Source organism: Ohtaekwangia sp., assembly GCF_036786105.1.
Lineage (GTDB): Bacteria > Bacteroidota > Bacteroidia > Cytophagales > Cyclobacteriaceae > Ohtaekwangia.
Map to the genome: position 1 here is coordinate 1 of NZ_DAIQRQ010000014.1, position 13,249 is coordinate 13,249.

The following is a 13,249-nucleotide window of genomic DNA, read 5'->3' on the forward strand; positions in this document are numbered from 1 at the left end:
TTATCCATCAATAGTTATTAACCTGCAACAAATAACGATTTAACAATTAACCACATTATCGTTATGAATACACTTCTCAACCGAAGTGAGAAGACTGCGAATACCGAATGGCTTTTCGATAAACTCATCTACACCTACAGTTTTTGCACGGTCTTTCAAATAGTGATGCGCCGAGATCATAATAATCGGAATGTGTCGGGTGTTCTCTTTCAGGCGTAGATATTTGCAAACTGCGAGCCCGTCAATAAAGGGCATGTCTTTATCGATGATAAAGAGGTCGGGAGCTTCGTATTTTCCTTCTACAATACGCGATGCCTGCGGTAAAACTTCCACGCTATATCCTGCATCTTCCAATAGCATATTTAAAATGAGGCGGATATCGGCATCATCTTCAGCGATTAGAATTTTTTTTCTCATAGGCAACAGCTTTTAACCAATACTTGAATAACAAAATAAATAAGAATCAGAAAAATCCCAGAACGATTAACTATAAATTTTATATATAGTGTAACACCGGTAAACATGTTCTAACAACGGCTGTAAATAAAGTATATATCATTTCGGATGAGCATAAACTATACATTAAACTGGCCAACAGTATATTCCATACAGCGGTTCCAGCGGGGGATTATATTTTTCTCCACTGAAAAATCAATGCAAGTATACTTCATTGGATACAAGAATGGAGTGTCCGGCAGATTCTTAACAGGATTGTAATTGATGTTGGTATAGAAGAGTCCGGAAAGACAGGAAACCGGAAGAATATAGTGAGCCCATGTACACGCTTGTGTCTTACCCAAACCTCTTGTGGCGCGCAGCCAGAAGCTGGCAGCTAACGGTCTGCTTTCTCAATGATCAATGAAAAAACCTTGCGACCAGATTCATTGCCATCATCTATCTCTATGGGATCGGATACAATAACGGCTGTAGACTCCATATTGAGGTGGGATATACTGACACGTTTTCCTTTATCAAAATCATGTTCCTGACCTGGCGATGCAACGGCACGCACCTGTACGGAATGACCTTCCTGAAATTCGCGGTAGCTCACAGAGTCCGCTTCGGGTATATTTACAGTTGACATAATGCAGCAATTTGACTATAGATTACAGATTATAAAACCATGCCACACAGCGTAACAAATGAGATGGTAATTTCCCGACAATCCCAGCGTAATCTTTTACAAGTTGGATCCTTGTGTGAACAATCATCGTGATGAATTATCCATGCATCCCGTTATATTTCATTTTGTATAAATTTATCAATGAAAAGTATACTGAATTCAATAGCTTGTTTTAATCAATTATATCAACCCCTTAACCCATCATGAACTCTCGCAGAGACTTTCTACAAAAGATAACGGCTTCCGCTTTTGCCTTGCCGTTGTTGTCATCTTTCAAAACAGAAGACCACCCTTACAAACCGCAACCTTACGAAGGCCCCGCGCTGCGTGTAGCCATTATGGGCCTTGGAAGCTATGGTACGCGTGTAGCCGAAGCGATGCAGACCTGCAAATATGCCAGGGTAACCGGTGTTATCAGTGGTACACCTTCCAAGATCAAAGACTGGCAGAGCAGGTATACTATACCCGATAAGAACTGCTACAATTACGAGAACTTCGATCGCATTAAAAGCAATCCTGATATTGATGCTGTTTATGTAATCACACCCAATGCGCTGCACCACGACCATGTGATCCGCGTAGCCAAAGCAGGCAAGCATGTGATTTGCGAAAAGCCAATGGCGGTAAATGCACGCGAGGCACAAGAGATGATAGATGCCTGTAAACAAGCCAACGTAAAATTACTTATTGGCTACCGTATGCACTTTGAACCCAAGACGCTCGAAGTAATACGCATGCGCAAGAATGGTGAGTTCGGTAAAATACTTTTCTTCCAGGGGCTTTCCGGTTTCAGGATTGGTGATCCAACGCAATGGCGTCTCAACAGACAACTCGCCGGTGGCGGTGCCATGATGGATATAGGTATATATTCTATTAATGGTTCGCGCTACATGGTAGGCGAAGATCCAACCTGGGTAACAGCCCAGGAGATAAAGACTGATCCGCAGAAATTCAAAGAAGGTGTTGACGAAACCATCCAGTTTCAATTAGGGTTTCCGAGCGGTGCCGTGGCGTCATGCCTGTCGACCTATAGCATGAGCAACCTCGACCGCTTCTTCCTTGATGGCGAAAAAGGCTATGCGGAGATGCAGCCTTCCACTGGCTACGGCCCGATAAAAGGACGTACACACCAGGGTGAGTTAACACAACCGCATATCACGCATCAAACCATACAGATGGATGAAATGGCTGGTATTATTCTTCAAGGCAAACAGCCTGTGGTTCCCGTTGATGGTGAAGAAGGCCTTAAAGACATGAAAATCATTGATGCTATTTACCAGGCAGTACAAAGCGGCAGAAAAGTCGATTTGAAATTATAATGGCATGCTAAATTGTCAGAAGAGGTAATAACTGCTCAGGAGTTGTTACCTCTTTATCCATTTTATTATCCATGCGCTTAGTCACTCCGTTGTATACATCTTTTGTAAAATTTTCATTCATTCCACAGTTGATAATTTCCTGCCTCAATTGAGTAGGAATTGAATCACATATACTTCGTATTTACATCGTTTTCGTAAGGCATACATTTTGGCCATTCAGGGGAATCACTTAAATCCTCCCATTATGTTCTATCATGTAAAAGATCTTCAATTTAATGCGCGTGTTTCGGCACCCGATCCACAATTTGCTAATCTGTTGTTACAACAGTTTGGCGGTCCTAACGGAGAATTGAAAGCCGCTATGCAATATTTTGTGCAAGCTTTCAGCGCCAAAAATCCGTACCCTGATAAATATGACTTGCTAATGGATATTGCCACAGAAGAATTTAGTCACCTCGAAATAGTAGGTGCCACTATTCAGATGCTGCTGGCAGGAGTTAACGGCAAATTAAAAGATGCTGCTGATGAGTCTGAGATCATGAAACTGTTGGATGGAAAAGCAGCGAAGGAAAGTGTTATTCACGAAGCAATCTCCAATCCGCATTTCCTGGTAGAAAGTGCCGGAGGCCCTGTGGTGACCGATAGTCGCGGTATACCCTGGAGTGGTACGTATGTTAACGCTAATGGCGATCTTACCGTAGACCTTCGCTCCGATATGGCAGCAGAGTCGCGCGCAAAGATTGTATATGAATACCTGATGAAATTTACCAACGATCCCTATGTGCGCGAAACGTTAACGTTTCTGATGACGCGCGAGGTTGCACACTTCCAGATGTTTGAAGCAGCGCTTGAGACAATACAGCCGAACTTCCCTCCTGGCGTGCTTCAGGCTGATCCGCGCTTTAGCAACACATATTTCAATATGTCGAGTGGTGCAGAATTTCGTGGACCCTGGAATGATGGTGCGAGCACAAAACTTGGCGAGACCTGGCAATTCATTGAAGATCCGATCGCACATGTTGAGTCAACACAAGGATTGACCACACAGGAAATTGCTGGTACCGATCGCACCGCTGCACTGATAGAGAAGATCAATAAAGATCTCAGCCAGGAACGAAGCGAAGAGGTAAACTCAGCTATACCGGAAGGTGAAAATCAGTGGAGTAATTATGCATTAAGCGGAGACGTAGATGAAACCGATGGAGCAGACAGCAAAAAAACAAAAGCAAGAAGTCCACGATCCAAAAACAAATAACAGGCATGAAGCGGATCGGTTGTTGATCACCTATTATACCGATCCGCTTTGTTGCTGGAGTTGGGCGTTTGATAAGCACCTGATGCAATTGCAACATGAATTTGGCAATCGGTTTACTGTGCGGTACGTTATGGCTGGTATGATACGGAATTGGGATTCCTATAGCGATCCGTATAACATCATCAATCGTCCGATGCAAATGGGGCCACTCTGGATGCAGGCAGCGCAAGTGACGCATACTTCTATCAATTTCGATATCTGGCATCGCGATCCTCCCGATTCATCTTATCCGGCATGCCTAGCTGTGAAAACTGCGTCACTTCAGTCGCCTGAAGCAGAAGCATTCTATCTCTACAAAGTGCGTGAAGCAGTTATGACCCGACAATTGAATATAGCCAAATATACCGTATTGTTCCAGATTGCCGAAGAGTTAGAAACATCATGCAATAACTTCAGCGCTGAACAATTTAAAACTGACTGGCAGGAAGGCAAGGCACGCACATTGTTTCGAAAAGATCTGGAGCTGGCAGCGTTTCACAAAATAGGCCGCTACCCTACACTTACCTGTACAGGCACCAATGGAGAAGGTATAATCATGGTAGGTTACAGGCCGTATGAAGTATTGCTGTCAAGCCTGCAGCGAATGGGATTATAGCAGTATACCAAAGTATACCGATCATATACCCGATCGCCGGTATCATCGGTACATTATACCCGTTTGTCTAAATTAAGGAATTTTAAAGGGTACTTTTAGCGATGATATATAGATTTGAAACATTCTTTTACCTCGTATGTTTATAGGTAAGGGTTAGGTTAATTAAAAATGGAGCTTTGCCGGACGGGCACTGCTCCATTTTACTTTTTCAGTTATGAAAGGCTGCTAGCTTCTGGCTACCGGCCACTGGAAGTTTGAGCGAGAGACCAGCGCGTGCGTTTACTCACTATATCCTCCGGACTTCCGGACCTTCCGACTTTCGGTCTCCCAACTTTCACTTCGCTTCCCCCGCCATCGCCAATGCCTGTTTATATATCACAGCAAACTCCTTCGCAAAATCTTCGAGTTTGATAGACCCAAGAGCAGTATGTCGGTTCTTTGCGTAATCGTCAAACAATTTGCTTTCACGAATTGCTCTTCCAATGTCAAGTATATATACTGTTGCCATCTCTTCCGTTAATCCATTCTGTAGCATGCCTTGCAACATCTGTTCATCACTAATGTTTATCCACGCAAGATCAGGTTGACCAATCGCCCGGCCAAGCACAGAGGCAATCTCACTTCCATTCCGTTCATCGCTTGCTATATATTGTATTTTCTTTCCGGAGAACGAACGCGTATGCAGTGCTTCTGCTGCTGCATCAGCAATATCATGTGGATGTGACAGTATCATATTCAACGAAGCATCGAAATTGTTACCAATTATATTCTGATAGCGGATCATGTTCATAGCTCCGAGAAAGTTAGTATAGAACATACCCGGACGAAGATGCAGCACATGTGTATCCGCCAGCGCATTCAATTTTTGTTCTACATAATAATTAGCACCGGCAGGTCCGGCACCATCAGGTATGTGTGCGCCAATGCTGCTAAGGTTTACTACGTATTGCACACCACACCTGGCAATAACTTGTGCATAGCGATCGCCCGCTTCGCGAATATACTTTCGCACATTGGTTGCCGAGGGATCCGGCGGAATCATTATATACACCGCATCAGCACCTGCAAAAGCTTCCTGCAAAAATGCGGCATCCTGCAACGATCCAATCGCTGGTATAGCATGCAAAGCCTCCATGGCGGCAATACGTTCGGGGCTGTGACTTACAACAGTAACTCTATGCCCGCGCGCAACTAATTTTTCAGTGAGTCTGCGGCCAACGTTGCCGAGAGACCCGGTAATGGTAATGTTCATACAATTATTTTTTTTAAATTTTGATAGAACAAACGTATCGCTGTACTTACTTTTGTACAAGTACTTACCCTAAAGTAGGCTCTTATGACCCAGGTAAAAGAAAGCTCAACCATTCAGGCCAACAAGCAGACTGCATTCCAGGAATGCCCCGTTACGTATGTTATGGAAAAGATTGGCGGCTACTGGAAACCGATTATACTTTTTCAGTTATTATCCGGTGAAAAAAGATATAGCGATCTTCGCAAAGGTATACCTTCTATTACGGAGAAAGTGCTTATCCAACATTTGAAACAACTCGAAACGGATAAACTTATCGTGCGAAAAGCAAAGCCTGTAGTGCCGCCCCACGTTACCTATAGCCTTACAGTGGCAGGCCTCGGGTTTAAACCGGTGCTATATGCCATGGCGGTATGGGCGGTAGAAAACAGCGGCAAGCATGCAAAAACCTTTTCGCGCAACCTGAAAAACTTTCCCGCATAAATATACCGGCGCATTCGGCCTTTATTTTTGTCGTATTCAGCCCTGATGCGATGCCGCACTGTTTTGTAGTTTTGATCACAATCTTTACTATGGAAACAGACACAACGCTTCTCTCCTCTCCTATACCACGGGCTGGCCGAAGAGAATGGATCGGACTTGCCGTGCTGACCTTACCAACACTGTTGGTCTCGATGGATGCCACGGTAACGTACCTGGCTATACCTTCGTTGAGTGCTTCGCTGAAGCCCACCGGTTCGCAATTACTTTGGATCACCGACATATTTACCTTTATGGAGGGAGGCTTTCTGATCATTATGGGAGTACTGGGCGATCGCATTGGCCGAAAGCGTTTACTTACCATTGGCTTTGTATTATTTTCGCTCGCTTCCGTAATGGCCGCCTTTGCCGGCAGTGCTATATGGCTAATTGCAGCACGCGCTGTATTGGGAATAACAGGTGCCATTATTCTTCCCTGCACATTATCGCTGATCCGCAGTATGTTTCGCGATGATCGTGAGCGCACGATAGCTTTTGGTATATATACTGCATGCTATGCGGGAGGAACTATGCTCGGTCCGTTGCTCGGAGGTATACTATTGACTCACTTCTGGTGGGGCTCGGTATTTTTGATCAGTGTGCCCTTAATGTGTCTTTTCCTGTTTGCCTCCGGCCTGCTCACCGAATACCGCGATGTGGATGCCAGACAATTCAGTCTTACGAGTGCAGTGCTTTTGCTTACCGGCATGCTGTCGGCTACCGGGGGCATTAAGCATATTGCAGAGTCGGGAGCTTTCCAATGGCGGGCTTTGCTGAGTATAGCTGCCGGTGTAGTGCTGTTTTCTGTATTTGTTCGTATACAAAAGACGATTCGTAACCCGTTGGTGAATTTACATCTGTTTTCAATCCCGGCATTTGGTGCGACTCTGGCTACGCTTTTCCTGTCGCTCTTCTGCTGGTCAGGACTATACCTGTTCATTGCCCAGTATTTACAACTTGTACGGGGACTGGCGCCTATGCAGGCCGGCCTTCTTACCCTGTTGCCGGCAGCCATTACGATGGCAGGCTGCATGTTTGCCCCACAGATTCTGCGCTGGATCTCACGCACGGTAACAATCATTATCGGCAATATAATTATGCTGACCGGCATGCTGATGTTAACACAACTCGAAACCGATACACATCTCTTCCTTCTCATTGCCGCCTGTACTTGCCTTAGTCTGGGATGTGGCTTTATTGTAACCTTGGGCATTGACCTGATTGTATCGGTAGCGCCTCCTGAGCAGGCTGGCGCAGTGTCGGGTATATCGGAGAGTAGCACTACGTTCGGTTCAGCACTTGGCGTGGCACTTCTGGGAAGTATAGGCACTGCGATATACCACAGTCACATGGCGGCAGCCAAGACTTCTGGTATATCTGTTATCACCGAAGATGCACGCAATACATTGGGAGGAGCACTCGCGGCTTCCCTGCAATTACCTGCCGAAGCAGGCGCTGCACTTCTTGTCCAGGCAAGAGCAGCATTTCTGGTATCATTTCATTCTGCTGCGTTGATCGGTTCTATTGCTATAGTAATGATGGTACTCGTTTTTAGTATTGCTGCTCGTAAATAATGCAAAGAGTCCGAAAGACGAAAAGTCCGGAGTACGGAAGATATAGCGAGCAAGCTCATAGCTATTAAAAAATATTGAACAAGGAACACCGAATAACGAATAACTTATTTTTCTGTGTTCTTCTATTCCCGATTGGCCATCGGGAACAGAAGAACACAGATCGTCTAGGGTAACCGTTAATATACTCTTCCTGATAACGATTAACCTGTAACAATTAACGGATAACGAATGATGAAGTAGCATACACCAACTTGTTCACGTCCAGTAGCCAGAGGCCAGCAGCTTTTGAACATAGAACAAGGAACATCGATCAACGAATGCTGAAGTTAAAACCACACTCCTCCCTCACACACATCCAGCAGTTCGCAGCCAGCAATCACAGCTATTTTTCACTCCATACCCAGAAACTTCCGAAAGTACCCGCATTCGCTGATCACTTCTTTGTAGTATTTGGTATTGCTGTAGTCTGACTTCAATTTCTTAAAGCCGTTCCAGGCAAGAAAGCTTACATCGGGATCGGAATAGAAATCTTCGCGACTGTGATACTTCCCGGTATAAAAGATATTGCGCTCACATTTCGCCATCATATAGGTACACTTCGCTTTCTGTTCGGCCGTGGTGGCAACGTCAAAAGCTTTCTGGTAATATTGATTGGCGAGACTACAATTCAATAATACCGGCTGATAGTATTTGTCAATATAATTACCATATTGATCCATGATGTCACCATAATAAAACACCCGGGCATTGCCAAAGTACGACATGTTATAAAATGCGTTGGCCAGCAACAGGCTATTGTTATATACATCTTCACCTTTATCAACATGATCTTTCATCTCCTTCATCTTTTTCAGGAGCGACAGCTTGGTATATTTTACCTTTTGTGTAGCGGCATGATCGCAATCGTGGCAATCTTTAATCTTCCCATTGAATGGATTACCCAACAGCTCAACATCTTTTCCTTCCTTCGAACGCTCCATGAAGGCAATAGCCTCATCGATCCTGCCAGCATAAGCTGCTATTGTGGACTGATACTCGTAAATATCAGAAAGGGTAATATTATAGATACCGGATGCCAATTGCTCCCACGGAGTTTTTGCTGTTCGCTCCTGGAAAATCTTCATGGCTTCCAGATTGGTATTTGTTTGGTAGAACTTCAGATCGCGATCAAACAATTCTGCCATGACTACGTTCTGCTGCTGTTTGTACAGCGAAGCTATATATTGCCTGCTCCAGCCCAATGCATGACGATAACGGAACGTTTCATCGTTTTGCTTCGCGTTGTATAGCCACGTAAGGTCAACAAGTAACTTATTCTCCGCTTTATCATCCATCTTTGTGATACTGCTCAGCGTATTGATAATTTTAAACAAATGTATCTGCTGCAATGCCAATTCACTTTTTGGACTTTGCTTCTCTGCTTTGTCCAGCAACTGCGATGCTATAGTATAATTGCCTACCAGTATATTCAAATAACCGGCTGCTATATTCCATAGATAGGGCTTCGGTGTCTTTTCTTCTTTTGCAATTGTGTTGACCAATTGCAGCGCGCCTTTGTCCAGCTTTTCCTTGCGGGTGCGCTTGTATTCCTCTGCGGTTTTAAAATCGATTCCGTTGACCGCTACTTCTTCCTGGTTTACAAGTCTTGTTAAAAGGTAATCAAGATGCGGGCTGGCCGGATTTAATTTATATATCTCTTGTATCGCCTGCTTTTCATCGGCATAGTAACCAAACAAAGCCCACAAGCCGGCCTTCTCATCATTGTTTTTTGCCAGCGAGAGCGAAGTCTGAAAGTCCTGTTGCTCCTGCGGATGAAAATTATAGGCCGTTACCACGCGCATCTCCGGGCATTTATCAAAGGCTATGCTATATAAATAGTTAGCGGTAGCATAGTTCTTCTTTCGATAATGCGTACCGGCAACGTAGGCCACACCGCGATAGTATAACATGTTTTGAGGAACAGTGGCCTTTGTCTTTTCAAAAAATGGAATTAAACCCTGCTGGTCTTTACCATAAAAGTATGCCTTCATGGTTTGAAACCAATAGCGGTTCTTCAGAAACGGATCTTTGGTTTCAGTATATAGCTTTTCTACCTGCGCAATAACTTTAGGGTCCGTTACCGGAGTTTTTTTCTTCTCATCATAGTCCCAAGAATAGGCAGGTTCCGTGCTATACGCTTCAATCATCTTTGCATAATGCATAAACTCTACAAAGCTCCTGATCCTTTCATCTGCCAGATTGAGTGCGCTGAACCGTGCCGGGGCTTTTGTCTTTTTCCAGATAGCACTATACAGTTGATCAAGCTCTGACGCAGCACTATCATTCAACAACAAATAACGTACCTGCTCCCTGGTAGCTTTGCCCTTCAGGTAGTCTGACCAGTCAATCACGATATCATCGTTGAAGCGGGAAGTATGTACATCATCAAAGCCCACTTTGTAGAACACTTCCTGCGGCGAATAAAATAGCGGTGCATACGATTCGTCTACATATACTTCAGGAGTAAAGTCGGAATCATAATCGTATTCCATAAAATAATCGGCACAGGCCAGCACGATACCACACGTGCCAAAGGCAGCCACACTAAAAAGCGCGACTGATCTTTTGAAAGAATTGTTTTTCTTTCTCATAATGTTTCAGGTTAAAGTGGTCCAGGTCGTAGAATATAATCTCTTGTGGTGGTCGGGGCATTTCATCAGACAAATCATTCGTCATCTCCTGCAGATCGTTTATATCGACACTTTCAATTTTAATCCGATCGCCCTGTTTAAAGTAATGTCCAATCTTAATAACGTTTTCTTTCACTTCAAAAAACGGATCTGCCTTCCTAACAAAATGCTCATCTTCGCTAAACGTGGTATCATCTATTTTGTTCAGTAAGCCGATCACCGTGTTGTTGCGCACATGTATACCCCATGAAAATACCGGCAAGGCAACATCCAATGGCAAAGGATAACCTTTCAGATGCTGTGTATACTTTTGCGCAATTTCCCGATCGTAGATAGAGTTGGATGAATCAGCAGCAATGCGTCCCATGTTATAATACATGAGCACACCTCGGTCAACAGCAGGAATACCGGTTCGCTGGTAATACTTTATTTGATGCAGCCGAATGGTAGCCGACAATGTTTTTCTCCATTGCTTTTTTACCGCTTCAATAAAAATAAAATAATTCTCACGGCTCGTAAGCGTCCAGTCGCAGTCGATCTGTATTTCCTGGCTGGTTATACCTGCGGCATGATTGATCTGATGAATATAATTAACCGTTTGAGTTGCCAACGCTGCTACATCAAGCGAAGGCTGTAACATTACTTCGTTACGCACATATACCACCGGCACAATGGCTGCTGGCAGCAGGGTGTCTTCAAAAACCACGGGCGACAATGGCAGTGCTTCTCCTTTCTGCAAGGCTATGTCCATGTAACGAACATACAGGCGATCAACATTATTTTCTTGCAGCAGGAGCTTCTCGGCATCCGTGAGGTGAAAAACTGTTTTCCAATAGTAAAACGAAACAGAAGTACGGTGCTCCTTCGAATGAGTACAGGCCGAAAACAGAAAACCAAAGACTACGAGGGATTTTATTCGATGCATATCACCAGCAACCAACAAATGTACATATTTACAGGGAAGCTTTTATAATGCGTGCCTTCCGATTTTAAAATAAAAAAAGCATTTACTGTAACTCTCCTCCAGAGAAATATACAAATAGTAAAAAAGCGATTATGCTTCAACTCCGGAACTATCGCAAGCGGTATGGCAACGTGCCTGTACTATCCATCAACACATTAACGCTTAATAGTGGCATTTACTGGATAAAAGGTATAAATGGCTCCGGCAAAAGTACCTTACTGAAAACGATAGCCGGCATTATATCTTTCGAGGGTGATATTGTATTAAATAACACAATCGACATTCGGAAGCAACCTGTGCAATACAGGAAGCAGGTAAACTTTGCCGAGGCCGAACCGCTGTTCCCTCCTTTCCTTACTGGCAGTGAAATGATCCGCCTCTTTGCGGCAGCCAAAAATGCACCATATCAACAGGCCATACCCTTGCTGGAAGCCTTGCACATGCAGGACTATATACACGAACCGGTCGGCACCTACTCCAGCGGCATGCTCAAGAAGTTATCATTGGTAATGGCCTTTACGGGCAAACCCGCGGTAATACTATTGGATGAACCTTTGATCACCATGGATGACGCTGCTCTGGCCGTACTATATGAATGGATTGCGCAGAAGTATACCCGTGAAGGCATCAGCTTTCTTCTATCATCACACCAACTGCTTACGGGCTTACATGCTCCCGTGCAGGAGGTGCAAGTGAGTAATCATACCGTAACGTTAGCGCAGACATGATTGCCCCGCTTACGCGAACGTTGATACGTATACTAGCCATTGGCTTTTATCGTGAACATGCAGGGGTACTCGCCTGCTGCTTTGGAACAGTGCTCTGCTACTGCTTTTTTATAACACCGGCTGGTCATATTGATCCACGCGATCTGGTCATGTATAACCTCACATTTACGCTGGCTGTGTTGGATGCCCCGATTGTGATGTTTACGGTATGCGTGCTCTGGCTTTTGTATACAATCAAAAGCTGGCAATATATAGCAAAGCAATTGCGTGCGCCCGAGAACATGTTTCTTTACTATAGTGTTAATGCATTTTCGCGTTTCCGGCAGTTTGTGAGTTGGAGCCTTGCGCAATTTGTGATCCTGTTACCTATTATTGTTTATGGAATCATGATTCTGGTTGTCGGGATGAGTTATCACTCCCATAAGGTACCGATCATCCTTTGGTTATACATTCTACTGCTGGGGAGCATCAGTGCACGGGTATATATGTATTTTATGTACGAGCAGGCCACAGTGCCAAAAACTGCGCTGTTCACGGAGATATTGAAATCCTGGCCCAAGGCATACTTTAGTTTACCATTTTATAACATGTTGCACACAACTCCGTGGATGGGATTAATCACCAAAGTATTTTCATTACTGGTTTTGATGAGCACATTTTACTTTTTCGATCAACTGGAAAATACAGCCGTGCTGTATATGGTGATATTGATCACCTGCATGAGCCACACCATTTTAATATACAGAGAAAATAGTTTCATGGAAATGTACATGCCGATGGCGCGAAATTTTGCTTACAGCCGCGCGAGAATTTATGGGCAGCATGTTATTTATTATAGCCTGTTGTTGATTCCAGAAACGGTTGTGCTGTTAACGTATACCGACTTGCTTACAACGGCATTGCTATTCACGTTTTCCCTCGGCTGCCTGTTATTGTTGCGAAGCTTGCTATACATCCCTTCCATGTACATGCGAAGATACTTGTGGAGCATAACCGGAATATTTACATTGTCATTCATAGTTATACTTTCCGAAGGCGGATGGCTGCTGATTGCAGCGACAGTAACGACATCCTTTACACTTTGCCACACCTACTACTATCAAAAAGAAACGTAAAAAAAGAGGCTTCCCACAGGAAGCCCCTCACTACATGCATAGCATACTTCTTACTTCTTACTTCTTACTTCTTACTTCT

The 13,249-nt window shown here is 44.2% G+C and carries 12 protein-coding genes; 7 read left to right on the top strand and 5 right to left on the bottom strand.

Annotated features, from left to right (window positions below):
• Positions 1-39 precede the first annotated feature (39 nt).
• Positions 40-417, bottom strand: coding sequence for a response regulator (locus V7Q33_RS08720; RefSeq protein ID WP_331975201.1), 378 nt, complete (start codon positions 415-417; stop codon positions 40-42).
• Positions 418-832: 415 nt separating this feature from the next.
• Positions 833-1,084 (bottom strand): hypothetical protein, encoded by a 252-nt coding sequence (locus tag V7Q33_RS08725; RefSeq protein WP_333819590.1) that lies wholly within the window; start codon positions 1,082-1,084, stop codon positions 833-835.
• Positions 1,085-1,326: 242 nt separating this feature from the next.
• Here V7Q33_RS08725 and V7Q33_RS08730 point away from each other — a divergent pair, with 242 nt between their 5' ends.
• The 3 genes from V7Q33_RS08730 to V7Q33_RS08740 all read left to right on the top strand — a co-directional run bounded on the left by V7Q33_RS08730 (position 1,327) and on the right by V7Q33_RS08740 (position 4,352).
• Positions 1,327-2,442, top strand: a complete 1,116-nt coding sequence (locus tag V7Q33_RS08730) for a Gfo/Idh/MocA family protein (protein ID WP_331975205.1) — start codon at positions 1,327-1,329, stop codon at positions 2,440-2,442.
• A gap of 244 nt (positions 2,443-2,686) precedes the next feature.
• Positions 2,687-3,697, top strand: a complete 1,011-nt coding sequence (locus V7Q33_RS08735) for a manganese catalase family protein (RefSeq protein ID WP_331975207.1) — start codon at positions 2,687-2,689, stop codon at positions 3,695-3,697.
• Positions 3,642-4,352: a DsbA family protein gene (locus V7Q33_RS08740; RefSeq protein WP_333819591.1), complete on the top strand. Its 711-nt coding sequence runs from the start codon at positions 3,642-3,644 to the stop codon at positions 4,350-4,352. The genes V7Q33_RS08735 and V7Q33_RS08740 overlap by 56 nt, the downstream gene beginning before the upstream one ends.
• 334 nt (positions 4,353-4,686) lie before the next feature.
• Here V7Q33_RS08740 and V7Q33_RS08745 read toward each other — a convergent pair whose 3' ends face one another.
• Positions 4,687-5,604 (bottom strand): NAD(P)H-binding protein, encoded by a 918-nt coding sequence (locus V7Q33_RS08745; RefSeq protein ID WP_333819592.1) that lies wholly within the window; start codon positions 5,602-5,604, stop codon positions 4,687-4,689.
• Between the two features lie 84 nt (positions 5,605-5,688).
• Between V7Q33_RS08745 and V7Q33_RS08750 the strand changes: the two genes are divergently transcribed.
• Together V7Q33_RS08750 and V7Q33_RS08755 are read left to right on the top strand one after the other, a co-directional pair.
• On the top strand, positions 5,689-6,084 hold the full coding sequence (locus V7Q33_RS08750) for a winged helix-turn-helix transcriptional regulator (RefSeq protein ID WP_333819594.1): 396 nt from the start codon (positions 5,689-5,691) through the stop codon (positions 6,082-6,084).
• An 89-nt stretch (positions 6,085-6,173) separates the two neighbouring features.
• Positions 6,174-7,694 carry an MFS transporter gene (locus V7Q33_RS08755; protein WP_333819595.1) on the top strand — a complete coding sequence of 507 codons (1,521 nt, stop codon included), beginning with the start codon at positions 6,174-6,176 and terminating at the stop codon, positions 7,692-7,694.
• Positions 7,695-8,083: 389 nt separating this feature from the next.
• Here the strand turns inward: V7Q33_RS08755 and V7Q33_RS08760 are convergent, their stop codons facing one another.
• Both V7Q33_RS08760 and V7Q33_RS08765 read right to left on the bottom strand, forming a co-directional pair.
• On the bottom strand, positions 8,084-10,324 hold the full coding sequence (locus tag V7Q33_RS08760) for a hypothetical protein (protein WP_333819596.1): 2,241 nt from the start codon (positions 10,322-10,324) through the stop codon (positions 8,084-8,086).
• Positions 10,278-11,288 carry a hypothetical protein gene (locus tag V7Q33_RS08765; RefSeq protein WP_331975219.1) on the bottom strand — a complete coding sequence of 337 codons (1,011 nt, stop codon included), beginning with the start codon at positions 11,286-11,288 and terminating at the stop codon, positions 10,278-10,280. Before V7Q33_RS08765 ends, V7Q33_RS08760 begins: the two co-directional genes overlap by 47 nt.
• Positions 11,289-11,419: 131 nt before the next feature.
• Here V7Q33_RS08765 and V7Q33_RS08770 point away from each other — a divergent pair, with 131 nt between their 5' ends.
• Together V7Q33_RS08770 and V7Q33_RS08775 are read left to right on the top strand one after the other, a co-directional pair.
• The gene (locus V7Q33_RS08770) at positions 11,420-12,055 is read left to right on the top strand and encodes an ABC transporter ATP-binding protein (RefSeq protein WP_333819597.1); all 636 of its coding nucleotides are present in this window, start codon (positions 11,420-11,422) and stop codon (positions 12,053-12,055) included.
• Positions 12,052-13,170 carry a hypothetical protein gene (locus V7Q33_RS08775; RefSeq protein ID WP_333819598.1) on the top strand — a complete coding sequence of 373 codons (1,119 nt, stop codon included), beginning with the start codon at positions 12,052-12,054 and terminating at the stop codon, positions 13,168-13,170. The genes V7Q33_RS08770 and V7Q33_RS08775 overlap by 4 nt, the downstream gene beginning before the upstream one ends.
• Positions 13,171-13,249 lie beyond the last annotated feature (79 nt).

Excerpts from the sequence above, each read along its gene's own strand:
- V7Q33_RS08720 (WP_331975201.1), bottom strand. The coding sequence starts at position 417 with ATGAGAAAAAAAATTCTAATCGCTGAAGATGATGCCGATATCCGCCTC.
- V7Q33_RS08725 (WP_333819590.1), bottom strand. The coding sequence starts at position 1,084 with ATGTCAACTGTAAATATACCCGAAGCGGACTCTGTGAGCTACCGCGAA.
- V7Q33_RS08730 (WP_331975205.1), top strand. The coding sequence starts at position 1,327 with ATGAACTCTCGCAGAGACTTTCTACAAAAGATAACGGCTTCCGCTTTT.
- V7Q33_RS08735 (WP_331975207.1), top strand. The coding sequence starts at position 2,687 with ATGTTCTATCATGTAAAAGATCTTCAATTTAATGCGCGTGTTTCGGCA.
- V7Q33_RS08740 (WP_333819591.1), top strand. The coding sequence starts at position 3,642 with ATGGAGCAGACAGCAAAAAAACAAAAGCAAGAAGTCCACGATCCAAAA.
- V7Q33_RS08745 (WP_333819592.1), bottom strand. The coding sequence starts at position 5,604 with ATGAACATTACCATTACCGGGTCTCTCGGCAACGTTGGCCGCAGACTC.
- V7Q33_RS08750 (WP_333819594.1), top strand. The coding sequence starts at position 5,689 with ATGACCCAGGTAAAAGAAAGCTCAACCATTCAGGCCAACAAGCAGACT.
- V7Q33_RS08755 (WP_333819595.1), top strand. The coding sequence starts at position 6,174 with ATGGAAACAGACACAACGCTTCTCTCCTCTCCTATACCACGGGCTGGC.
- V7Q33_RS08760 (WP_333819596.1), bottom strand. The coding sequence starts at position 10,324 with ATGAGAAAGAAAAACAATTCTTTCAAAAGATCAGTCGCGCTTTTTAGT.
- V7Q33_RS08765 (WP_331975219.1), bottom strand. The coding sequence starts at position 11,288 with ATGCATCGAATAAAATCCCTCGTAGTCTTTGGTTTTCTGTTTTCGGCC.
- V7Q33_RS08770 (WP_333819597.1), top strand. The coding sequence starts at position 11,420 with ATGCTTCAACTCCGGAACTATCGCAAGCGGTATGGCAACGTGCCTGTA.
- V7Q33_RS08775 (WP_333819598.1), top strand. The coding sequence starts at position 12,052 with ATGATTGCCCCGCTTACGCGAACGTTGATACGTATACTAGCCATTGGC.